Source organism: Streptomyces sp. NPDC104367, assembly GCF_055583825.1.
Genome location: NZ_JBVJND010000014.1, coordinates 12,920 through 36,268 on the forward strand (window position 1 = coordinate 12,920; position 23,349 = coordinate 36,268).

Genomic DNA, 23,349 nt, shown 5'->3' on the forward strand with positions numbered 1-23,349 from the left:
GACGGCGGTGCCGTACGCGACAGGCGTACGGCACCGCCGTCTCAGCCCCCTGCCCGGTACCGGAACTCGTGTGTTCCCGGCCCGACCCCGTGGTCCCCGTCGGGCAGTGCGACGACGGCGCTCGTGCCGAACGGCACCTGTGCCCGCAGCCGTACGGTGCCGTCCGCGAGCTCCCAGGAGCTCGCGGCGACCCCGTAGGGCGTGCGCACCCGCGCCGACGCCGAGGTCAGACCGCCCCCGAGGAGCGGCTCGATCCGCAGTTCCCGCCACGCGGGGGCGGTCGGGGCCAGGCCCGCGATCCCCTGGTAGAGCCAGCTCACCACCGCGCCGAGCGCGTAGTGGTTGTGCGACGCCTGCGGCCGGCCGTCCGCGTCGATGCCGTCCCAGCGCTCCCAGACCGTCGTGGCGCCGAGCGCGATCTGCGCGAGCCAGGAGGGCTGGGTCTCCTGGAGCAGGAGCGCGTGAGCGAGGTCCGCCCGCCCGTGCCGCGCCAGCACCGGCAGCAGCAGTCCGGTCGAGAGGAACCCGGTGCCGAGATGGTGTCCGGCGGCCTCGACGTGCGCCGCGAGCCGGGTGACGGCGGCGGACCGGTCGCGCTCCTCGATCAGGCCGAAGGCGAGCGCCCGCACGTAGTCGTCCTGCCGGTCGTCGCCGATGCGGCCGTCCCGGCGGACGAAGGCGCGCCGCCAGGCCTCCCGGATCAGGGCGGCCTGGCGTTCGTAGCGGGCCCGGTCGTCCTCGCGGCCGAGGACACCCGCGATCCGGGCGAGCACGGCCGAGGAGTGGGCGAAGTACGCCGTCGCGACGACGGGCCGCCCGAAGCGCCAGTTGTGATCCATCTCCTCGTCGCCCTCGCCGGGGCGCAGCCACTCGCCCCAGTGGAATCCCTGGTCGACGATCCACCGTTCGAGCCGGCCGGCGCCCCGGGTGAGGCGGCGGCTGCGGTGCCGGCCGCGGCGGGCCAGGGCGTCGAGGCTCGCCACCCAGCGCTCGGCCGTCGCGTACAGCGTCTCCAGGACCTGGCGGTCGCCGTAGGCGAGATACAGCTCCCACGGGGTGAGGACCGCCACGTCGCCCCAGCCGGCGGAACTCGACACGGCGTCCAGGGACCCGAGGAGCGGCCCGCTGAACGCCGAGGTCTCGCTCGGGATGTACGGCGGGATGCGGCCGTCGGGCAACTGCTCGGCGGCCACGTTGACGAGGTAGCGGCGCAGGTAGGCCTGGGCGTCGACGAGCAGGGCCGCCGTCCCGGCGAAGACCTGGATGTCCCCCGTCCAGCCCGCGCGTTCACGGGTGGGGCAGTCGGTCGGGGTGTCGGTGAAGTTCGAGCGCAGACTCCAGCGGACGTTCGCCTCCAGCCGCTCCAGGCGCGGGTCGGAGCAGTGGAACTCGCCCGTGTGGGCGAGGTCGGTCGAGAGCACGACGGCCGTCACGTCGTCCGGGCCGAGCGGCTGCGCTCCCACGATCTCGACGTACCGGAAGCCCTGGATGCTGAACCAGGGCTGGAAGACGTGCTCCTGGCCGTCGAGCACGACCTCGTCGCGGAAGAACTTCGGGCGCGCCTTGTCCACCTGAATGTAGTCGGTCTCCAACTCGCCTTCTGGAGTGACCAGTTCGCTGTAGGTGATCCGCACCTCGGGTCCGGCGCCGGCGGCGAGCCGTACCCGGACGACGCCGGCGAGGTTCTGCCCGAAGTCGACCATCTGCGCTCCGCCCGGCGCGACGGTGACGGCGACCGGTGTGCGGGTGCCGACCTCGGTGACGCGGGGCACCGATTCCGCGACGAGGACGCCCCGCGGCGGCGGGACGACGGCCACGGGACGAAACCGCGCGGGGACGGCGCCGCCGAGCCAGTCGTCGAAGGGGAGCCGCAGGTCCCGTCGTTCGCCGCGCATCGGGTCGCTGCGCACGATCGCGCCCCGGCCGCCGCTCCAGGTGCCGTCGCCGAGGAGCCGTACCGAGGAGCCGTCGGCGAGGTCGAGCTCGATCCGGACGAGGGCGCTCAGCCGGTCGCCGTAGGTGCGGCGGCGGTCGAAGGCGCTCAGGCCGCCGCGGTAGCGCCCGTCGCCGACGGCCACGCCGAGGACGTTGCGGCCGGGCCGCAGGTGGTCGCCGAGGTCGTGGACCTGGTACTCGACGAGGTGGTCCATCGGCGTCCAGCGCGGCACGAGCGCGGGGCCGGTGAGGTCGTGTCCGTTGACGAAGAACTTGTACCAGCCGCACGCCGAGACGTACGCCCGGCCGCGCACCACGGCCGCCGGCAGGTCCAGCTCGCGCCGGAACGCGGCGACCGAGGCGTCGTCGGGGTCGGGTTCCTCCGCGAGGGCGATCCACCCGGCGGCCAGCTCGGCCGGGTCGAGCTTCGCGGTCTCGAACTCCGCCCAGTCGCTCCAGGCGCTGCGGGTGCCCGCGTCGCCGGTGACGCGCACACGCCAGCGGTAGGCGCGGGACGACGCGAGCGGTGAGCCGTCGTAGCGGGCGCCGAACGGGCGCTCGTCGGCGACCTCGCCGCTGTCCCAGACGCAGGCCCGGGTCACGGCGTCCTCGACCCGCAGGCGGTACGCGGCCTGGCGGGTGTCGGGGGTGTCGTCCGCGGTGATCCGCCAGTCGAACTCGGGCCGCGGGGTGCCGACGCCCAGCGGGGACGCGCGCAGATCGGTCCGCAGGGAGGTCACACGCACGGGCGGCCGCCCGTCGTCGGGGCGGTGCGGGGCCGGGGCATCGGGGCGGTGCGGGGCCGGGGCATCGGGTTTCCTCTCAGTCGAACTCGTCGACGCGCCACTCGTCGCGCCAGTCGATCACCGGGATGTCGCCGTCGAACCGGATCGGCAGCCAGACGTAGTCGGCGACGCGGGTGTCGGCGGTGAAGAAGTCCTGCCGGAGTTCCGCGGTGACGACGTCGTCGAGCGGTTCGCCGGCGGCCAGGCGCCGGAACACCTCCGTCTGGTCGGACTGTTCGGCGCTGCGGTGCGGCAGCCAGCGGTCGGCGAGCGCGATGTAGAGGTCGCGCTTGCCGGGGTGCCGGAGGACCGAGCTGACCTGGCTGCGGAAGGAGGTGCCGCTCGGATCGCCGGGGTGCGGATCGCCGAGCACCGTCCAGGGGCCGTGGTAGGTGTCGGCCGAGGCGATCTGCGAGCGGTTGGGGAAGTACCCGCTCGTGCCCGAGGTCACCAGGTAGTGCTTGCTCCCGCGGCGGAAGTGGGCCGGTGCCTCGCGCGCCTCGGGCGGCTGCCTGCCGGGGAAGTGCGTCGAGTAGTGGCCGGTCGTCGCCGTGAGGTCGTCGGTGAGGTCGGCGCAGACGAGTTCCGAGTGCGGCCGTCCGTAGTAGTAGTAGCCCTTGCCGTCGGCCGGATCGACGACGAGGTCGAAGTCGCCCGCGTACATGCCGTTCGGCCGTACGTCCGTCGCGACGATCTCGTACGGTCCGGGCAGCGCGTCGGCGACGAGGACCGTCGAGAGCTGCCGCCCGTCGAGATGCATGATCTTGAGCCAGCAGACGTAGCGGCCGGTGCGCGGGTCGCGCACGATGTGCGGCCGGTCGACCATCCGGGCGGGGTGCAGCGGTGAGTCCGGGTCGTCCTCCACGGGCGGGATGATGAGGCCGAGGTCCTCCCAGGAGCACAGGTCCGTCGACCGGTAGCAGCGGATGCCCCAGTGCCAGATCCCGCTGCCCGGCGCGGTGCGCTCCTTGTTCTCGCCGTACCAGTAGAAGACGCCGTCCTCGGCGAGGACCGAGCCGCCGTGGGCCTGGATGCGGTTGCCGCCGGTGTCGAGCCACGGCTCGCCGGGCCGGATGACGCCTCCGGTCATGCCGCACCCCCGATGCCCAGACCGGCCGCGAGCGCGCGGGTCGCGGCGGCGAGGAAGTCCCGTGACACCGGTGCTTCGGGGTAGATCGACTCGAAGCCGTGGAAGGCCCCGGGCACGGTCAGGGTCTCGCACGGCACGCCCGCCGCGCGCAGCCGCCGCGCGTAGTCGAGGTCCTCGTCGAGGAAGAGGTCGAGCGTGCCGACGCCGATCCACGCGGGCGGCAGACCGGAGAGATCGGACCGCCGGCCCGGCACCGCGTGGGCGGGCACCTCCGGGAGCCCGGGTTCCTGGCCGAGGTACGCCGTCCAGGCGAACCGGTTGCTCGGGGCCTCCCAGCCGCGGACGAAGGTGGTGTCGAGGTCGGTGCGGACCGCCGTCCGGTCGTCCAGCATCGGCGCGATCAGCAGTTGGAACACCGGCGTGTACTCGCCCCGGTCGCGGGCCAGTTGGGCGAGCGAGGCCGCGAGGCCGGCCCCCGCGCTGCCGCCGCCGACCGCGATCCGGCGTACGTCGATGTCGAGGTCGGCCGCCCAGGCCCAGGTCCAGGCGAGCCCGGAGTAGGCGTCCTCGACCGCGGCGGGGGCCGGATGTCCGGGCGCCAGGCGGTAGCGCACCGACACGGCGACCAGGCCGAGCGTGCGCACCAGGCCGATCATCGCGGCGTCGTCGCCCTCCGGGGAGCCGCTGACGTATCCGCCGCCGTGCATCCAGTACAGGGCCGGCCGCAGGACCCGCGCCGGGACCCGGGGACGGTAGACGCGCAGCCGTACCGGTGGAGCCCCCCACCCGCCGGGGGCCTCGATGTCGTCGATCGCGACGTCGTGCGGCGCGGTCAGCCCGGCCGGCTCGGCGGCCTGGACGGCCGCGATCTCCTCCGCCGTCACGGGTGTCCGCGGCAGATCGCGGGCCGCGAGGAGGTCGGGGTGGAATCCGGTCATGTCAGTCGCCTTTCTCGCGACGGGCGGCGGGCGGTCGGTCCTGGGCGGTGAGCCGTCGCCGGAACGCGGCGTCGGCGGGGTGGAAGGCGGTCGGGAACACCTCGCCGCGGGCGAAGCTCTCCGCGTGCGCGGGCAGCGCGAGGCTCCACGAGGACATGCCGCCCGCGCCGAACCGGACGATCCGCAGCGCGGGACCGCCGCCGACCGCGACGCCCCGGGAGAAGTAGGTGGCCCGCAGCGGCACCTGCATCTCCGGCTGTACGTCGCCCGGTGCCGGGGGGCGCACCGTGAACGCGCCCGCCCGGCCGGGCGCCCCCGAGGGGAACCGGTGGATCTCCCCGTACGCGCGCGCTTCCAGTGCGCAGTGCTCAAGGGCTGTGAGCAGCAGTCCGGCGTCGAATGCGGCCACCAGGTCGCGCAGGAGCGCGGGCTCGACGGGGGTCTGCGCGATGTGCCGGCGCCACGACAGCCACGCGCTCGCGTCGGTCGAGCCGGGAGCGGCGCGCCCGTCGAACCGCAGGAGCCGGGCGAGCAGTTCGCGGCGTTCGGCGGGGAGTTCCGCGACGCGCCGCGGCGCGGCCGCCACCGCCGCCGCGAGTCCGGCCTGCCACTGCGGGGTGTCCGGCCAGAGGTCGTCCTCCGCCCACGCCTTCACCTCCTCGACGCCCACGGCGCCCGCGGCGGACAGCAGTTGGATGCCGCGCAGGCTGCGCGAGGTGTGGCGGCCGGGCACGTCGTGGAAGGCGTCGGGCGGCCAGTCGGCGGCGCGGATGCCGTAAGTGACTGTGTCGGGAGCGGAGTTGGCGTTCTGGAGCCAGCCCTGCTCCGGATCGGCCGCCTGGACGAGCTCGTCCTGGTGGAGGAAGCCGTCCCAGAGCTGGGTGGGCTCCAGCACGCCCACCGCGTCGGGGGCGCGTCGGGGCACCCGCCCGGTGCGCAGGTAGAAGGCGTGCCCGTGGCGGTCGGCCGCCAGCACGTTCTGCGGCGCGAACGCGCACGCCGACATCGCCTCGCGCAACTGGCCGGCGGACCGGGACCGCAGCATCCGCAGCAGCTGGCGCTCGGTGTCGCCGGCCTTTCCGGTGTAGGGGCTGCAGATGGCGTAGGCCGCGCCGTCGTGGCGTGCGACGACCGGTGACCGTACGCCGTTGAGGACGACCGCGTCGGCCTCGGTGTCGGGGACCCGGTAGGCGTCGGAGGCGCGCGGGCCGCCGGTGGTGACGCCCCAGGCGACGTCGGCGTTGTGGGCGAGCGCGGGGAGCATCGCGCCGAGGAACACGAATCCCGTGTAGTGCAGGGTGGGTGTCGCGACGGTCGCCTCGTACAGCGCGAGGGGTCCGCCGAACGGCAGGTGCGGGTCGCTGACGAGGATCGTCTCGCCGTCCCGGGTCCGTGCGGGCATGAGCACCCAGGCGTTCGAGCCGGGCACCATCGGCGTCCGGTCGAGTTCCGAGACGACGGGCGGCAGCGGGACGCCGGCGGCGCGCAGTACGGCCACCGCGTCGGCGGTCGTCCAGTACAGGCTGACCGTGCGGTTGACCCCGATCGGCAGCCACGGGTCGAGCGGCGGAGCCCAGTCCGGCACCGCGTCGGGCCGCTCGGCCATGCGGGCGCGGACCCCGGCCATGAACGCGCGGTAGCACTCCCGCATCGGCGGTCCGAGCGAGCGGTAGGCGTCCTCGGCCTCCTCGCGGACGCGCCAGAGCCGCTGGTTGCGGTCGCGCTCGGCCGCGTCGTCCCCGGCGCCGGCCGCGCCGGAGGCCGCCAGCTCACCGCGTACGAGGAGGTACTGGCGCAGCAGGCCGTGGAGGTCGTCGGCGGCCTGGGCGTAGCCGAGGCCGAAGAAGGCGGCGGGTTCGCTCTCCGCCGCCAGCAGCGGCATGCCCGAGACGGCCCGGTGCAGGGCCACCGTGCCCCAGTCGGTCGTCATCGCCTCAGCCTCCGAGCAGCCCGGCGACCGGCACCGTCGCCCGTACCCGCTGGGAGTAGGCGAGGCCGTCGATCCGCGCGTCGCCGGACGGGCGTTCGGCGCTGTCGAGCAGGATGCCCTCCTCGTTGGGCACGTCGACCTTGGTCGAGACGGGTTCGGCCCGCAGGAGCAGCCCGTCGCCGTGCAGTTGCTCCGCGAAGCGGGCGAGACGCACCCGCCACGGGATGCCCCGGTGGAAGTCGTCGCCGAGGAGGACGCCGGTCCCGGCGTCGAAGAGGCGCAGCAGGTCACCGGTGTAGGTGATGTCGGCCCAGAGGTCGCCCAGCTCCGCACCGGGTGCCGCGGTGAGCAGCACCCGGCGCCCGTCGAGGTGTTCGGCGCGGACGGGAGCCTCCGGGGCCGGTGCGGGCAGCGGTACGGCGAGGTCCTCGCCCACGCCGGGGCGGCGCAGGGCCGCGACGGTCGCGGGCGCCCCGATCGGACGGATGTCCGAGAGCACCAGGACGTCGTCGTCCCAGCCGGCGTCGACGTCGCTCGACACGAGCAGGCGGCCGGCCGGCGTCGGTACGGGGACGCTCCGTTCGGCGTACGACGTCGGGATCGTCGTGATCGTCGCGGTGCCCCGCGGTCCGCGGACGCGGAAGGTCCGGGGGCGGTCGACGCGGACGACGGCCGTCACGCCGTCGGCCTCGGGGTGGGTCGTGGTGTCCCCGTCGACGGCGGCCGCGGTGACGTTCTCGAACGTGAACTCGGCCTCGCCGCCGTCGGGGGCGTGCAGGACGAGGAACGGCTCGTCCGGCGTGCCGAGGCGTGCGAGCGGCTGTGCCGTGGCGGAGAGGATCGTCAGTCCGGCCCCCGCGTCGAGTCCGACGGGGAGCACGCCCGCCGCGGCGCTCGGGATCGCGAGGGCGGACCGGCGGGGGAAGACGGTCTTCCGGCCGGCGAGGCGGACCTCGATCGTCACGTCGTCGCGGTCCGGGAGCGGGTGGCTGTTGCCGTAGTTGGCGAAGAACACGAAGCCCGCGTCGCCGGCGGCCCGCAGGACCGTGCGCAGCCGGTCGTCGGCGGGGTCGGTCACCGGATCGGCCGGTTCCACGACCTGGGTCGGCGCCAGGTCGGCGCCGAACTCCAGGACGAACCGGTTGAAGGGGATCGCGCGGTGGAAGGACTCGCGCCGCTCGCCGAACTCGCTGACGGGGGCCCAGAAGTCGTAGGAGCGGAGCGGGAAGCCGGGCTCCTTCGTCGTCCAGCCGAAGCCGTCGCCGCGCACCGGATTGGTCCCGCCGTGGAAGAGGTAGTAGCCGAGGAAGAGCGACTCGACCGAGGCGAAGCGGGTGACGGCGGTGGTGGTCATCGCCGCGGCGGGGGTCGTCGGCCGGTAGGCGGCGCGGGTGGGAGAGCCGGTGCCCAGCTCGCAGAAGGCGGTCGGCAGCAGGCCGCGGTAGGGGTACTCGCCGCCCTGGAACGTGGTGAGCGGATGGTTGGCGCCGGGCCGCGGGTGCAGGTCCATGTAGGCGCCGTAGGTGGGCAGGAATCCCCCGGCCTCGACCGCGTCGGGCAGGCCCCAGGCGGTCATCGCGAAGAACGCCGGGGTGATCCCGGCCTCGGTCGCGAGCCGGCGGAGGTTCTCCATGTGCGCGGCGAACTCGGCGCCGTCCTCGGGACCGCGGTGGTCGGTCGCGGTGTGGCCGAACAGCGTCCGCCAGTCGTTGGGCGCGTGCGCCAGCTCGTTCTCCAGCTGGACCAGCACGACCGGCCCGCCGTCCGGCCAGAACAGTCCCCGCAGTTCGTCGGCGACCCGCTCGAAGTACCGGCGTACGCGGTCCAGGTAGCGCGGGTCGTTGGAGCGCTCGACCAGCGGCATCCCGTACAGCCAGGGCGGCAGCCCGCCGAGCAGGTACTCGGAGTTGTTGAACGGGCCGATGCGCGGGGCGAACAGCATCCCCAGCTCGGCGCAGAGCTCGGCGAACCGGCGGATGTCGTTCTGCCCGGTGAAGTCGAACTCCCCGGCGCGCGGCTCGACCAGGCCCCAGAAGACGTAGGACGACACGACGGAGACCCCGGCGTCGCGCAGGGCGAGGATCGCCTCGCGCCACTCGGCGGCCGGGTAGCGCTGCGGGATCAGCTCGCCGGAGACCGCGGGGAACGGCTTGTCGTCGAGGGTCAGGTGGTGGCTGTTCGCGCCGAGCCGCCGCCCGTCGGGGTGGGTCGCCCCCCACCCGTCCAGCGGCGTCGGGGTGATGCCCGCGGCGTGCGCGTCGAACGTGACGGTCGTACCGGTGTTCGGCATGCTGGCCTCTCTGTCGTGCTGCGGCTGTCGGTTCACCAGGTCCTCCGGGCCGTGCTGAAGCCCAGACCGCCCAGGTGGAAGCCCTCACCCGGGTCGTCGGCCTGTGGCATGAGCAGGTCGTCGGCGCCTTGGTCGGGAGGCAGGAGGGAGACTTCGATCGCGGTGACCGCAAAGCGGCCGGCCCATCCGCCGGTGTCGACCGCGACCCGGTTCCAGCCCGCGGGCCAGCTGTCGGCCACAGCGGCGATGTCGGTCCCGTCGGCCGACCGGAGCCGGATGACGGGCCGCGCGCCTCGGGCCGAGCGCTCGTCGCACAGGTCCACGAGCGCGTAGAAGAAGGCGGCCCCGGTCGCGTCGAGCGGGGCGGGCGGCTCGACGCGCACGGTGGGGCGGTCGCCCGCGTGGGCCGCCCAGACCCGGGCGACCGGACCGGCGGGCTGGGCGTGCGGGATCGGCATGCAGTTCAGGCCGTCGAGGAGTTCGAGCCCCGAGCCGTCGGCCGGGCGCAGGAGGCAGTCCCGGACGGCGCGGGTGAGCAGGTCGCCGGGCCCGGTCACGTCGGCCGGCCTGGGGGCGGTCGAGGGCGGGGCCCACGGCTCGGCCGACTCGGGCGCCGGGGTCGCCGCCGCCCGCCGGACGGGGACGGTGACCTCGTGGCGGCCGCCGGTGAACTCGCGGTCGGGCAGCCCGCCGGTCCGGAGCACGGCCACCGCGCCGTCGGGCACGTCGAGTTCGATCGCGGCCGACGGGCCCTGGACGCGGTAGGCGAGCGCGACGGTCCCGGCCGCGGTCCGCGTCGTCAGGCTCAGCCGGTCCACGCCCGCCACGAACTGCGGCGCGACGAGGAAGGAGCGGTAGCCGGCGCCGGTCGGGGTGATCCCGGCGAGGCCCTCCCAGACCCAGCTCGCGAAGACGCCGCCCAGGCCCACGTGGTCGAGCGATCCGGTGCCGGTGTTGGCCGGGTCGATCCACCAGCACTCCCAGAACGTGCCGGGGCCCGACACCAGCATCGCGCCGACGCCGGGCTCGGCGGGCTGGCGCAGGACGTCGGCGACGACGTGCGAGCGCCCGGTGGCGGTCAGCGCGCGGACGATGGTGCGGGTCGTCGCGAAGCCGCCGGAGACCCGGTTGCCGCGCGCGCGGACGTCGTGTTCGAGCCGCCGGGCGGCCTCCTCGGCATCGGCCCCGGTGAGGATGCCCGCGTCGATCGCGGCGGCGTAGGAGCCCTGGGAGCCGTTGGCGAAGACACCCGTCGCCGGGTCGTGGAAGCGCGCCTTCGCCGCGGTGCGCAGGCGGTCGGCCTGCCGGCGGCGGCAGACGGCGGCGGCACGGTCGCCGAGTTCCTCCTCCAGCCGGGCGAGCGCGAGCAGGCAGTCGATGGTCGCGGCGGTGTGGTGGACGGGCGGCGGGGTCTGCTCCAGGCCGAGCCAGTCGTGGCCGTAGCTGATCGGCATCCGCGCGATGACGCCGGTGCCGTCGGCGCGGGCGAGCTGGTAGTCCGCCCAGCGGCGCAGGCCCGCGAGCGCCTCGCGGACCAGGTCCGGGTCGCCGTAGTGCAGCCAGTGGCCCAGCAGGACGCGGTGCAGGGCCGCGCCCCACACCGGGTCGGCGGGCAGCCGCGGGGAGCGTACGTCCGGGGCGACGGCGGGGAGCGCGCCGTCCTCGCCCTGGCTGGTCAGCAGGTCGCGTATCCACTTCGCGAGGAAGTTCTCGGTGTCGAACGCGGCGAGTTCGTACTCGGCGACCGAGGCGGTGTCGCCGGTCCAGGCGGCCTGCTCCCGTGTCGGGCAGTCCTCGGGGACGCCGTGCACGTTGTTCAGGAGCGTGCGCTCGGCGCGTTCGAGGAGGGTGCCGATGAGCGGGTCGTCGGTGCGGATGACGCCGGTCGGTGTGAGATCGGTGTGCAGGGCCCCGGCCGTCAGGCTGATCACGGCGTCCTCGGGGAGCCCGTCGATCTCGATGTAGCGGAACCCGTGGTAGGCGAACCACGCCTCGACGACCTCGCCCGCGGTGCCCGCGGAGACCCACTCGACGACCTGCCGTCGGCGGCCCTCGTCGAACGGCATCATCAGGTTGGTCGTGTCCAGCCTGCCGTCGGCCCCGACGTGCTCACCGTGCACGACGCGCACGACGGTGCCGGCGGGCAGCGCGTCGAGGATCTCGACCCGGCTGCGGCCGGCGATGTTGGTCCCGACGTCGAACAGCCGCGTCCCGCCGCGCCGGTGGGCCTCGGCCGGCCGGTGCCGGGCGACGATCCGGGCCGCGGGGGTGGGATCGGGCTCGACGACGGACGGCGGCGCGCCCGGGCCCCGCCCGGGTGTCCGCAGGCACGACGGGTCGAGTGCCGACCAGCCGTGCGCGGCCTCCGCCGCGACGTCGTGCCGCTCCAGGTAGAAGGGATCGTCCTCGACGATCCGGCTCGCCGAGACGAGGGTGTGCGCGTCGGCGCCGACCGTCGACCGGCTTCCGTCCCCGTACCGGATCGCGATCTCGGCCCGGACGCGCGGGTCGAGTCCGGTACGGCCCCACTCCCCCAGGCCCAGTACGAGATCGAGTGCGTTGGGGCCGGTGCGCAGCAGGTCGGTCACGTCGTAGCAGCGGTACAGCGCGCGGCCGGCGTCGGTGCGCGTCGGATCGAGGTGGTCCGCGTTCACCGGGACCCCGTTGAGCTCCGCCCGTACGAGGCCCTGCCCGGTGAGGTAGAGGCGGGCACGTGCGACCGGGCCGGGGAGCGTGAAGGGGCGGCGGAGCCGCGAGGTCGCGGGGGCCGAGATCCACGGCGCCGTCCAGTCCGCGCCGTGTGCCGGCCCGGTCTCCAGTTCCGAGCGGGCCCACTCGCCCCACACCCCGTCCGCCGAGCGCAGCCGCACGGCCCACCCGTAGCGCTCGCGGGCCGGCAGGTCCGTCCCGACCGTGACCGAGGTGCCCGCTGCCGACGGCACCCGGCCCGAGGTCCACACGCGGTGGCCGGCCGGGTCCGTCAGCTCCGCCTCGAAGGCGGAGTGCGCGATGCCGTCCGGCCGCCAGGAGAGCCGTGGATGTGCGCGGGTCGCGAGGTTCACCCCGCGTTCGCCGGGTCCCGGCTCGCGGGTGACGCGGCCGTCGACCCTGAGGTCGAACGGCGTGGGCGTGACGGCGACCGGGCCGGCCGGACCTTCAACGCACCAGTCATCGTCAAGTGTCATTCGTCGCTGCCCCATCTCGTTCGATCACATCGCGGTGAATGGTTTCACTCCACGGACGGCGGTGCAATACGCGATGGCCATCCGGTCGTCGCCATACCTTCCGGACAGCCCACCACAGCAGAGCTGGGGATGTAACGATGTCGAAAATGAACCGTCATCACCCGAGTATCTGCCTGTCACACTCTTGACACACCAGTCGGGCAGGTCTAGGAATGAATCGATTTACCGGCGCCTTTGCGCCACCCGGGCGTCACCTCGTGATCCCGCGGACATCTCGACCGGGAGGGCCCTAGGAATGAATCGATTTACCCGGCGTGCGGACGCCCCGCCGCACATGGCTCCCCCGCGCGGTGCCGACGCCTCGGGTGTCCTCGATCCTCGGGCCGGCACGTCCGTGACCAGCACCGGAGCGTCCGTGACCGGTCCCGACACCTCGTTGACCGATGCCGGCACCTCGGTGACCGGCCCGGACGCGTCGGCGACCGGCCCCGGCCCGAGCCGGCGGTCCCCCGGTGCGGCGGACGGGCCGCCGCACGGTCCGGCCGCACGGCCCCGGCCCCGGCCCCGGCCCGCGAAGGAACGGCGGCGCGTCCCGCTCGGCCCCTACCTCGCCCTGCTCCCCGTCTTCGCCGTCCTGGGGGTCTTCCAGTTCTACCCGGCCTTCAGGGGCGTCTTCTTCTCGTTCTGGGACTGGCGGCCCGCGACCGGGTCGGCCTTCACCGGGCTGGACAACTACGTCCGCATGTTCCACGACACCGCGTGGTGGTCCTCGTTCGGGAACCTCGGGGTGATCTTCGTCTTCGGCATCGTGATGTGGATCTTCCCGTTCATCGCGGCGGAGTTGCTGGTCAGCCTGCGCAGCGCCCGGTCGGCGTTCGTCTACCGCACCCTGCTGATCGTCCCGGTGGCCTTCCCCGGCACGGTGACCGCGATGGTCTGGCAGTTCTTCTACGACCCCAACAACGGCGTGCTCAACGCGGTGCTCGACGCGGTCGGGCTCGGGTCCCTCCGGCAGAACTGGACGGGCGATCCCGACACCGCGCTGCTGTCCCTGCTCTTCGTCGGCTTCCCGTTCGTCGCGGGCCTGCCGTTCCTCATCATGTACTCGAGCCTCCAGAACATCCCGAAGGAGATCTTCGAGGCCGCGGCCCTGGACGGGGTGGGGCGGCTGCGCCGGGTCTGGTCCTTCGACCTGCCGCTCATGGCGAGCCAGGTCCGCGTCCTGCTCTTCCTCGCCGTCGTCGGAACGCTCCAGTACGGGTTCACCGCGTACATCCTGACCCGCGGCGGACCCGACAACGCGACCGAGGTGCCGATCCTGCACATCATCGACCAGGCCTTCCGCGGCGGCCAGTGGGGCTACGCCGCCGCCCTGTCGACCACCCTGTTCCTCATCACGCTGGCGCTCAGCTGCCTCGTCATGTTCGCGCGGCGCCGCGGACGGGACGAGGGCACGCTGTCCGGCGGCACCCTCACGCCCCGGAGCGCACGATGACCGCCGGTACCGGAACCGCCGCGCCGCAGACACCGTCCCGCACCCGCCGGGGACGCCGGCAGCGGGGGGTGCACACCGCCCTGCTGGCGTTCGTCGCCGTCAGCCTCGCGCCGTACCTGTTCATGATCGTCACGTCGCTCAAGACGAACCAGCAGTACAACGAGAGCTTCTGGGCGATCGCGTTCCCGTTCCACTTCGAGAACTACGCCACGGCCTGGAACCAGATCGCGCCCTTCCTGCTCTCCTCGGTCGTCGTCGCCGCGCTCTCGGTGGCCGGGGTCGTCCTGGTGGCGCTCGTCGCGGGCTTCGTGTTCGCCCGCTTCCGGTTCCCGGGCCGGAACCTGCTCTTCACGCTCGTCGCGGCGCTGCTGATGGTGCCGAGCATCGCGAGCCTCATTCCGCTCTTCCTGATGATGAAGGACTTCCAGCTGCTCAACACGATGCTGGTCCTGATCATCCCGCAGATCGCCACCGGCGCCGTGCTGGGCACGCTCCTGATGCGCACGTACATCGAGGGCATCCCGGAGTCGATCTTCGAGGCCGCCGCGCTGGACGGCGCCGGCCAGGCCCGTGTCTTCCGCTCCATCCTGCTTCCGCTCTCGCTCCCGGTCATCGGCACCGTGAGCCTCGTGACGGTCCAGGCGGTCTGGAACGACTTCTTCTGGCCGCTGCTGACCGTCAGCGACAACGACCTGAAGACCGTTTCGGTGGGTCTGCTGTTCTTCCAGGGCCAGTCCGCCACGTCATTCGGTCCTCTCTTCGCCGGCTATCTGCTCGCGAGCATTCCGCTCCTGATCCTTTTCGGGTTGTTCTCCCGCTACTTCCTCGCCGGAGTGCAGGGCGGAATCCCCGGATCGCATTGAGCAACTCCCACCGAGAGTCAGATCACCAACCCCAAGGAGAGAAATGCGCACAAAGAGACGGCCCGTACGGGCGCGGGTCTCCGCTCTCGCCATATCCGCGGTGCTCACCGGCGCGGCGCTCACCGGCTGCTCCGCGGCCGGCGACTCCGGCGACGGCGTCACCATCACGCTCGCGGGCCCCAACCAGTGGAACTCCAAGACCGACACGTTCGGCCCGGAATGGGACGCGCTGGTCGCGAAGTTCGAGGCCGCCGAACCGAACATCAAGGTCAAGACCGTGGTGCTGCCGCTGTCGAGCTTCTCGGACACGCTCACCACCCAGCTCACGGCCGGCACCGCGCCCGAGCTGATCTTCAACCAGCCGGCGCCCTCGGACCCGAGCCTCGTCGTCGACCTCGACCCCTATCTCGCCAAGCCCAGCCCGTACGACAAGACCGCCGCCACCTGGCTGGACGGGTTCAACAAGAACGCCTACGGCGACGCCCAGCGCAACGCCGCCGGCCACCACTACTACGTGCCGTTCAACCTGGTCACCACAGGCCTCTTCTACAACACGAAGATCCTCGACAAGGTGCACGTCAAGACCCCCATCACCAGCGTCGGCGGCCTCCTCCAGGCCTGCGACGCCCTGTCGGGGGCCGGCTACACGCCGCTCGCGATGGACAAGGGGCTGCTCGGCACCGGCTGGACGGCGGAGACCCTGCTGTCCAACCTGCTGCACAAGTACGGCAGCACGTGGAACGTGTACGGCGCCGACGGGAAGTCCGGCACGGCGGCGACCCTCACCGACAAGAGCCTCGCCCGCGCGATCCTCACCGGGAAGCTCGACGCGACCAAGAACCCCGAGGTCGCGGAGGCCGTCAAGCTCCTCAAGCAGGTCTTCACCCGCTGCGCGACCAAGAACTGGACGGGCGTCGAGTCCTCGGCGACCTTCGTCGGCGGTGAGCAGTTCCTCGCCGGCAAGGCCGCGATGGCGTGGGGCACCAACTTCGCCGTCAGCAACTTCTCCCAGGTCGGCTGGGAGTGGTCGAGCATGCCGTTCCCGAGCGTGACCGCGTCGGACACCTCGCTCGCCGACGGTTCGGCGGCCCGCTACGGTGCCGTCGCGGGCGGTACGAGCTATATGATCCCGGCGACCACGACCGGGGCGAAGCTCGACGCGGCCGTCAAGTTCCTCCAGTTCGCCACGAGCCCGAAGGGCAACGGCACCTGGGTGGCCGCGACCAACGCGATCCCGGCCACGGCGGACGTGTCGACCGCCTCGGCGGGGCTGAGGGACCTCCTCACCGGTGACTGGTCCAAGCCGCGCCTGGTGAACATCGGCTCCAACTCGCCGGCCGCCGACACCGGGAGCAACCGCTGGGAGGGTTACCTCATCGGCACCCGCTCGCTGGAGCAGCAGCTGAAATACCTGGAGGAAGGCTGGATCGGCTGGGCCAAGGAGACGGTCAAGACCGCGAAGCTGACCGACGACTGGGCGACACACCCCGCTGTGTAGCCCTCTCGGACAGAGTGTCCCGGCGGATGGTGGCCGCCGGGACACTCGATCCATTATCCGATATCTGCCACCGTCGCAGGACACACCCGACGCATCGCAATTCCGGTCTCGATCATTTCGGCCGTCATGGATGGAACGCCGTGCAGCACCACATGGTCTGGGAGAATCGGCTTCATCCGGTCGGACGGAGGAACAGCGGGCTGCGTGAGGTACCGCGTCTGCGTACTTCAGGGCCCGGTCCCGGGCCCATTCATCACGAAGGAGAGCTCAGTGGCTCTGGGGATCCGCGATGTCGCCGCGCGGGCGAAGGTCTCGGCAGGCACCGTATCCAAATACCTCAACACCCCGCACCGCGTCTCCCCGCAGACCGGGGCCCGGATCCAGGCGGCCATCACGGAGCTCGGCTACGTACGCAACGACGCCGCGCGCCAGCTGAGGGCGGGGCGCAGCCGCACGATCGGACTGCTCGCATTCGACATCGGGAACCCCTTCTTCATCGCCCTCGCCCACGGCGTCGAACAGCGCGCGACGAGCCACGGGCTGTCGGTGCTGCTCGGCAACAGCGACGAGGACGAGGAGCGCGAGGCGCACTATCTCGACCTGTTCGAGGAGCAGCGCGTCCACGGTGTGCTCGTCTCACCGGTCCGCTCGATCGACCACCGCATCGCCCGCTTCCACCAGCGCGGCATCCCCGTGGTGCTGCTGGACAACACGGGGGACCCGGCGCTCAGCCCGTCGGTGTCGGTCGACGACACCCTGGGCGGCTACATGGCCACCGCCCACCTCGTCTCGCGGCGCAAGACGCGCATCGCGGTCGTCGGCGGACCCGAGGGACTGCGGCAGTTCGACGACCGCGTCGCCGGAGCGCGCCAGGCCGTGCGCGACCACCCCGGTGTGAGCCTGGAGATCATCCCGGTACGCAACCGCGATGTCGAGGAGGGCGGCCGGGTCGGCGAGGCGCTGCTGATGCGGCCGCCGCGCGACCGGCCCGACGGCGTGTTCGCGATGAACGACCGGCTCGCGTTCGGCCTCCTCCAGACGATCGTGACCGAGGGCGGTGTCCGCGTACCGCAGGACATCGCGGTCATCGGGTACGACGACATCGAGTTCGCGGCGGCCGCGGTCGTGCCGCTGTCGTCGATCCGGCAGCCGCGCGAGGAGTTCGCCGACACCGCGGTCGAGCTCCTGGTCTCCGAGAACCTCGAACTCGACGGCGGGAACCATCCGCAGATCCTGCTGCGGCCGGAACTGGTCGTCCGCGCCAGCAGCCAGAACCGCTGACGGCCGCGCGGCCGGCGGTGGTCCCTACAGGCCCACGATCTTGTTCCAGCGCTTCGCGAAGTCGACGCGTTCGGTCGAGGTGATGTCGCGGGCGATGGCGAGTCGCTCGCGCATCTGCGTGTCCGGGAAGATCAGGGGGTTGTCGGCGAGGGCCGCGGTGTCCTTGTCCTTGGCGTCGGCGAGGACCTGCTGGGCCGCCGGGACCGGGCAGACGTAGTTGACCCAGGCGGCCAGCTCGGCGGCGACCTCGGGGTCGTAGTAGTAGTCGATCAGGCGTTCCGCGTTGGCCTTGTGGTCGGCGCGGTCGGGGATCATCAGGGAGTCGGACCAGAGCTCCGCGCCCTCCTCCGGGACGAGGAAGCGGATGTCGGGGTTGTCGGCCTGGAGCTGGATGACGTCGCCGGAGTACGCCTGGCAGGCCAGCACGTCCCCGCTGACCAGGTCCTTGGTGTAGTCGTTGCCGGTGAAACGGCGGATCTGGCCCCGGCCGATCTGCTTCTGCACCAGGTCGCAGACGTCGTAGAAGTCGTCGGCGGTCCACCGGGTGATGTCCACGCCGTTGCCCTGCATGAGCAGCGCGAACGCCTCGTCGAGGCCGGAGAGGAGGGTGACGCGGCCCTTGAGGTCGCTCGCCCACAGGTCCGAGACGTGCCGGATCTCGCGGCCCAGCTTCTTCCGGTTGTACGCGATGCCGGTGATGCCCGACTGCCACGGCACCGTGTGGAGGCGGCCGCGGTCGAAGGCGGGCGTGCGCAGCAGCGGGTCCAGGTACTTCGCCACGTTCGGCTGGCGGGCCCGGTCCATCTTCTGCACCCAGCCCAGGCGCACGAACCGCGCGCACATCCAGTCGCTGATGACGATGATGTCCCGGCCGGTGGACTGGTGGTTCATCAGCGCGGGGCTGATCTTGCCGAAGAACTCGTCGTTGTCGTTGATCTCCTCGACGTAGTCGACGGAGATCCCGGAGCGCTTCTCGAAGGCGTCGAGGGTGGGCCGCTTGTTCGGGTCGTCGTCGTCCACGTCGATGTAGAGCGGCCAGTTCGCGAAGACCAGCTTGTGGTCCTCGGCGGACAGGTCGGTCACGGCGCGGTCGCCGGCCCTGACGTAGGCGGCGGGCACCCCGCAGCCCGCCAGCGCGCCGAGCGCGGCGGTGCCGCCGAGCGCGCGCAGCAGGGAGCGACGGGAGGGCGCGGGCGTTCGCGGAGAGGTCTGGGACATCCGGGAAGCATGCCGCCGATACCGGTGATCGGACAATCGACGCTGCGTCGAGCGGCCCGACCTGGACCGGACACCTTGTCGATGGCCCAGGTCAACACCGGGTTACACGGCCCGTCGCCGGTGGCAGGGCCAGCTCCACGGTGAGTCCGCCGGCGGGATGCGGACGCGCCCGTACGCCGCCGCCGTGCGCCGCGGCCACCGCCGCCACGATGGACAGCCCGAGGCCGAGGCCGTCCCGCCCCCGCACCCGGTCCCGCGCGCCGAGCCGCCGGAACGGCTGGAACAGCTCCGCCGCCCGGTCGGCCGGGATCACCGGTCCGCTGTTGGCGATCCACAGCCCGGGCCGCCCGGCCGCGTCCGTCCCGGTCCACACCCGCACCCAGCCGCCCTCGGCGAGGTTGTGGCGTACGGCGTTGTCGGCGAGGTTCACCACGAGCCGCTCCAGCAGCTGCGGGTCCCCGAGCACGGGCGCCGGCTCCAGCCGGACCACAACCCGCGGCCCCACCCCGGACACACCCTCAGGCCCCGGCCCCACCCCGGACACGCCCTCCAGCCCCGGCCCCACCCCGGACACACCCTCAGGCCCCGGCCCCGGCCCTGCCTCCTCCCCCGTCCCGTGCGGCGCGGACGGCAGCCGTTCCCTCACCAGCTCCGCGAGGTCCACCAACTCCCGTCGTTCCAGTCCTCGTTGGCTGCGCGCCAGCGTCAACAGCGCCTCGATGAGCCGCTCCTGCTCCTGCCCCGCCGCCCGCACCCGGACCAGCGCGGCACGCAGCACCTCCGCCGGGGCGTCGGGATCGGCGAGCGTGACGTCGACGAGCGCCTGCTGGAGCGTGAGCGGAGTGCGCAGTTCGTGCGAGGCGTTGGCGACGAACCGCCGCTGCGCCTCGAAAGCCCCCTCCAGCCGCGCCAGCACGTCGTCGAACGTGTCCGCCATCGCCTTGAGTTCGTCCTCCGGCCCGGTCACCGCGAGCCGCTCGTGGAGGTTGTCGGCGGAGATCCGGCGCGCGGCGGCCGTCATCGTGCGCAGCGGCGCCAGCACCCGCCCGGCCATCAGCCGCCCCAGCGCGAGCGAGGCCAGGGCCGTCAGCCCCAGCGCGACCCCGCCCCAGACCAGGAGTTCGTGCATCTGGTCCCGGTGGATGCCCTCGGCGACCGCGGTGAGCGTCGGCCCGCCGGGCACCCCCGGTCCCTCCACCGACGTGGTCAGTCCGGGCCCGGACCGCGCCACCAGGGCGTAGGTGATCCCCAGCAGCAGGGCGCCGGCCAGGACGAACAGCGCGGTGTAGAGGAGGGTGAGCCGCCACCGGACGGTCCGCGGCGGCCTCATCCGATCCGGTACCCCGCCCGCTCCACGGTCTCGACGACCGGCGGCTCCCCCAGCTTGCGCCGCAGCCTGCTGACGGTCACCTTCACGGTCTGGCTGAACGGGTCCGCGGCCTCGTCCCAGGCCCGTTCGAGCAGTTCCTCGCTGGAGACGACGGCGCCCCGCGCGGCCAGCAGCAGCTCCAGCACCGCGAACTCCTTCGGGCTGAGCGCCAGTTGGGTCCCGGCCCGGGTGGCGTCCCGGCGCGCCGGGTCGAGCCGCAGCTCACCGTGGACCAGCACCGGCGGCAGGGCGGGCTGCGCCCGGCGTCCCAACGCCCTGATGCGGGCCACGAGTTCCGTGAAGGCGAACGGCTTGGGCAGATAGTCGTCGGCGCCGAGCCCGAGCCCCGCGACCCGGTCGGCGACCGTCCCGGACGCGGTGAGCATCAGCACCCGGGCCCGGCCGCCCGCGCCCGCGAGGGTCCGGCACACCTGGTCGCCGTGGAGCCCGGGCAGGTCGCGGTCGAGCACGACGACGTCGTAACCGTTGACCGCGGCGCGCTCCAGGGCGGTCGGGCCGTCGAAGGCGAGATCGACGGCCATCCCCTCCCGGCGCAGTCCGCCGGCCACGGTCAGGGCCAGCTCTTCGTGGTCCTCGACCACCAGCACTCGCATGGCGCCCAGTGTGCGCGGCGGCCGGTTCCACCGCCGTAAGACCGGCCGTTCCCGTCCGGTAACCGCCGGACCGGTTCCGTGGGGGCCGTCAGCACGACAGCGTCACGACCACGACAGGGAGAGATCCATGATCCTCGGGAAGCACCGCCTCACGCTGGGCGTGGCCGCGCTCACGGCCGCCGCGCTCGGCACGGTCGGGGTGCGGGCCGCGCAGGCGGCGCCGGCCGCGCCGAGCACGCCGAAGCACGTGCGGCCCGGAGCGCCGCGGGGCGCCGGGTTCGGGGTGTCCTACCGGCCCACCGCCCAGGCCCCCGCCGACGTCGACACCGCGAGCGACGCGTTCGGCGCCTGCATGGCCGGCCGGGGCGTGACGGCGTACCCGGCCTTCCACGCGACGAAGGACGCGAAGGGCTCCGTCCGGCTCCGGGTCCGGGTGAAGGGCGGCGCCGTCGACCCGTCGTCGGCGTCGTACGAGAAGGCGCTGGACCACTGCGCCCCGGTCCTCGCCAGGGCCGGCCTCACCTTGACGGACGCCGACGACCTGCCCGCCGCACCCACCGCACCCACCGCACCCGGCACACCGGAGAAGGGCCTCCAGCGGTCCCAGTCCGACGACAGGGGCCCGTCCCTGACGACCTCGAAGGGCTGACGGCAGGGCCCGGAACAGAGCGCTGCCCGGGGGTCTTCCGAACCCCCGGGCAGCGCGGGCGGCTGCCGTGAGCCGCGGCCGGATCAGCCCTCCAGCGACGTCATCACGTGCTTGATCCGGGTGTAGTCGTCGAACCCGTACGCCGACAGGTCCTTGCCGTAGCCCGACTTCTTGAACCCGCCGTGCGGCATCTCCGCGACCAGCGGGATGTGGGTGTTGATCCACACGCAGCCGAAGTCCAGCCGCTTGGACATCCGCATCGCGCGCCCGTGGTCCTTCGTCCACACGGACGAGGCCAGCGCGTACTCGACGCCGTTGGCCCACTCCACCGCCTGCTCCTCGTCCGTGAAGGACTGGACGGTGATGACCGGCCCGAAGACCTCGTTCTGGACGATCTCGTCGTCCTGCTTCAGCCCCGACACCACGGTCGGCGCGTAGAAGTAGCCCTTGTCGCCGACCCGGTGGCCACCGGCCTCGACCTTCGCGTGGGCCGGCAGCCGCTCGACGAAGCCGGCGACCTGCTTGAGCTGGTTGGGGTTGTTGAGGGGGCCGAAGAGCACGTCCTCGTCGTCCGGCTGCCCGGTCTTCGTCTCGGCCGCCGCCTTCGCGAGCGCGGCCACGAACTCGTCGTGGACGGACTCCTGCACCAGCACGCGGGTCGCGGCCGTACAGTCCTGGCCGGCGTTGAAGAAGCCCGCGACGGAGATGTCCTCGACGGCCTTGGCGATGTCCGTGTCCTCGAAGACGACGACCGGGGCCTTGCCGCCCAGCTCCAGGTGGACGCGCTTGAGGTCCTTGGACGCGGACTCGGCGACCTGCATGCCGGCGCGTACGGAACCGGTGATGGAGGCCATCGCCGGGGTCGGGTGCTCGACCATCAGGCGGCCGGTGTCGCGGTCGCCGGTGACGACGTTGAAGACGCCCTTGGGGAGGATGCCGCCGAGGATCTCCGCCATCAGGACGGTCGACGCCGGCGTGGTGTCGGACGGCTTCAGCACGACCGTGTTGCCCGCGGCGAGCGCCGGGGCGAACTTCCAGACGGCCATCATCATCGGGTAGTTCCACGGCGCGACCTGCGCGCAGACACCGACCGGCTCGCGGCGGACGATGGAGGTCATGCCCTCCATGTACTCGCCGGCCGAGCGGCCCTCCAGCAGCCGGGCGGCACCCGCGAAGAAGCGGATCTGGTCGACCATCGGCGGGATCTCCTCGGAGCGGGTGAGCCCGACGGGCTTGCCCGTGTTCTCCACCTCGGCCGCGATGAGTTCCTCGGCCCGCTCCTCGAACGCGTCGGCGATCTTCAGCAGGGCCTTCTGACGCTCGGACGGGGTGGTGTCCCGCCAGGCCGGGAAGGCCGCGGCCGCGGCCGCCATCGCGGCGTCGACGTCCGCCTCCCCGGACAGGGGCGCGGTCGCGTACGCCTCGCCGGTCGCGGGGTTGACCACCTCGGTGGTCCGTCCGTCGGCGGCGTCCCGGAACTCACCGTCGATGTAATTGCGCAGACGACGCAGCTCGGTGCTCACTGCCGGCCCTCCAAGTTCGGGTGTCCGTTGGCTGAGACACCCACACTAATCCGAGATCCCACGTTTTCAACACCCCCGACCGCGCCAAGTCTGCGAAATCCGCAATCCGCACCGCTATAAACAACGAATTTCATCGATACGGCCTTGCGGAACCGTCGAGACGTCGTGCACAGTGAGGTCGTGGCCAGTCGAAGCGCAGACCAGAGGGACTCCTCCCGCGAGTCCAGGAACGGCACCCCCCAGCTGGATGCCGTCTCCCTCGCCATCATTCAGCAGCTGCAGGAGGACGGCCGCCGGCCGTACGCCGCGATCGGCAAGGCCGTCGGCCTGTCGGAGGCGGCCGTGCGCCAGCGCGTCCAGAAGCTGCTGGACCAGGGCGTCATGCAGATCGTCGCCGTCACGGACCCGCTCACCGTGGGCTTCCGCAGGCAGGCGATGGTCGGCGTCAACGTCGAGGGCGATGTCGAGTCGATCGCGGACGCGCTGACCGCCATGTCGGAAGTCGAGTACGTGGTGATGACCGCGGGCTCGTTCGACATCCTCGCGGAGATCGTCTGCGAGGACGACGACCACCTGCTGGACGTCATCAACAAACGCATCCGGGCGCTGCCCGGCGTGCGCTCCACCGAAAGCTTCGTCTATCTGAAGCTGAAGAAGCAGACCTACATGTGGGGAACCCGATAACC

Annotated in this window: 16 protein-coding genes; 6 read left to right on the plus strand and 10 right to left on the minus strand. The window is 72.8% G+C overall.

The genetic code is table 11. From position 1 onward, the window contains the following. Nucleotides 1-41: 41 nt before the first annotated feature. From ACZ619_RS21720 to ACZ619_RS21745, 6 genes are all read right to left on the minus strand, one after another. Nucleotides 42-2,681, minus strand: coding sequence for a family 78 glycoside hydrolase catalytic domain (locus ACZ619_RS21720; RefSeq protein WP_469601270.1), 2,640 nt, complete (start codon nt 2,679-2,681; stop codon nt 42-44). 76 nt (nt 2,682-2,757) lie between these two features. Then, nucleotides 2,758-3,810: a family 43 glycosylhydrolase gene (locus ACZ619_RS21725; RefSeq protein ID WP_469601273.1), complete on the minus strand. Its 1,053-nt coding sequence runs from the start codon at nt 3,808-3,810 to the stop codon at nt 2,758-2,760. Further along, a complete protein-coding gene (locus ACZ619_RS21730; RefSeq protein ID WP_469601276.1) occupies nt 3,807-4,748 on the minus strand; it encodes an alpha/beta hydrolase fold domain-containing protein in 942 nt (313 codons plus the stop codon). The genes ACZ619_RS21725 and ACZ619_RS21730 overlap by 4 nt, the downstream gene beginning before the upstream one ends. A 1-nt stretch (nt 4,749) precedes the next feature. After that, the gene (locus ACZ619_RS21735; protein WP_469601279.1) at nt 4,750-6,678 is read right to left on the minus strand and encodes a penicillin acylase family protein; all 1,929 of its coding nucleotides are present in this window, start codon (nt 6,676-6,678) and stop codon (nt 4,750-4,752) included. A 4-nt stretch (nt 6,679-6,682) separates the two neighbouring features. After that, entirely contained in the window at nt 6,683-8,968 is a 2,286-nt protein-coding gene (locus ACZ619_RS21740) for a beta-galactosidase (protein WP_469601282.1), read from the minus strand. Nucleotides 8,969-9,000: 32 nt separating this feature from the next. Continuing rightward, nucleotides 9,001-12,153: a family 78 glycoside hydrolase catalytic domain gene (locus tag ACZ619_RS21745; RefSeq protein ID WP_469601284.1), complete on the minus strand. Its 3,153-nt coding sequence runs from the start codon at nt 12,151-12,153 to the stop codon at nt 9,001-9,003. 415 nt (nt 12,154-12,568) lie between these two features. Between ACZ619_RS21745 and ACZ619_RS21750 the strand changes: the two genes are divergently transcribed. The 4 genes from ACZ619_RS21750 (at nt 12,569) to ACZ619_RS21765 (ending at nt 17,290) form a co-directional block, all read left to right on the plus strand. Further along, on the plus strand, nt 12,569-13,648 hold the full coding sequence (locus ACZ619_RS21750) for a carbohydrate ABC transporter permease (protein WP_469601287.1): 1,080 nt from the start codon (nt 12,569-12,571) through the stop codon (nt 13,646-13,648). Next, nucleotides 13,645-14,511, plus strand: coding sequence for a carbohydrate ABC transporter permease (locus tag ACZ619_RS21755; protein ID WP_469601290.1), 867 nt, complete (start codon nt 13,645-13,647; stop codon nt 14,509-14,511). The genes ACZ619_RS21750 and ACZ619_RS21755 overlap by 4 nt, the downstream gene beginning before the upstream one ends. Nucleotides 14,512-14,554: 43 nt before the next feature. After that, nucleotides 14,555-16,009 (plus strand): ABC transporter substrate-binding protein, encoded by a 1,455-nt coding sequence (locus tag ACZ619_RS21760; RefSeq protein ID WP_469601293.1) that lies wholly within the window; start codon nt 14,555-14,557, stop codon nt 16,007-16,009. A 270-nt stretch (nt 16,010-16,279) separates the two neighbouring features. Next, entirely contained in the window at nt 16,280-17,290 is a 1,011-nt protein-coding gene (locus ACZ619_RS21765; RefSeq protein WP_469601296.1) for a LacI family DNA-binding transcriptional regulator, read from the plus strand. A gap of 24 nt (nt 17,291-17,314) precedes the next feature. Here the strand turns inward: ACZ619_RS21765 and ACZ619_RS21770 are convergent, their stop codons facing one another. From ACZ619_RS21770 to ACZ619_RS21780, 3 genes are all read right to left on the minus strand, one after another. Continuing rightward, nucleotides 17,315-18,508, minus strand: a complete 1,194-nt coding sequence (locus ACZ619_RS21770; RefSeq protein ID WP_469601299.1) for an ABC transporter substrate-binding protein — start codon at nt 18,506-18,508, stop codon at nt 17,315-17,317. Nucleotides 18,509-18,599: 91 nt separating this feature from the next. Continuing rightward, nucleotides 18,600-19,838, minus strand: a complete 1,239-nt coding sequence (locus tag ACZ619_RS21775; RefSeq protein ID WP_469601301.1) for a sensor histidine kinase — start codon at nt 19,836-19,838, stop codon at nt 18,600-18,602. Beyond that, nucleotides 19,835-20,491: a response regulator transcription factor gene (locus tag ACZ619_RS21780; protein WP_469601304.1), complete on the minus strand. Its 657-nt coding sequence runs from the start codon at nt 20,489-20,491 to the stop codon at nt 19,835-19,837. Before ACZ619_RS21780 ends, ACZ619_RS21775 begins: the two co-directional genes overlap by 4 nt. A gap of 127 nt (nt 20,492-20,618) precedes the next feature. Between ACZ619_RS21780 and ACZ619_RS21785 the strand changes: the two genes are divergently transcribed. Further along, nucleotides 20,619-21,140: a hypothetical protein gene (locus ACZ619_RS21785; RefSeq protein WP_469601307.1), complete on the plus strand. Its 522-nt coding sequence runs from the start codon at nt 20,619-20,621 to the stop codon at nt 21,138-21,140. An 83-nt stretch (nt 21,141-21,223) separates the two neighbouring features. Here the strand turns inward: ACZ619_RS21785 and ACZ619_RS21790 are convergent, their stop codons facing one another. Continuing rightward, nucleotides 21,224-22,663 (minus strand): gamma-aminobutyraldehyde dehydrogenase, encoded by a 1,440-nt coding sequence (locus ACZ619_RS21790; protein ID WP_469601309.1) that lies wholly within the window; start codon nt 22,661-22,663, stop codon nt 21,224-21,226. A gap of 165 nt (nt 22,664-22,828) precedes the next feature. Here ACZ619_RS21790 and ACZ619_RS21795 point away from each other — a divergent pair, with 165 nt between their 5' ends. Continuing rightward, nucleotides 22,829-23,347: an Lrp/AsnC family transcriptional regulator gene (locus tag ACZ619_RS21795; RefSeq protein ID WP_089098474.1), complete on the plus strand. Its 519-nt coding sequence runs from the start codon at nt 22,829-22,831 to the stop codon at nt 23,345-23,347. The last annotated feature ends 2 nt before the right edge of the window (nt 23,348-23,349 follow it).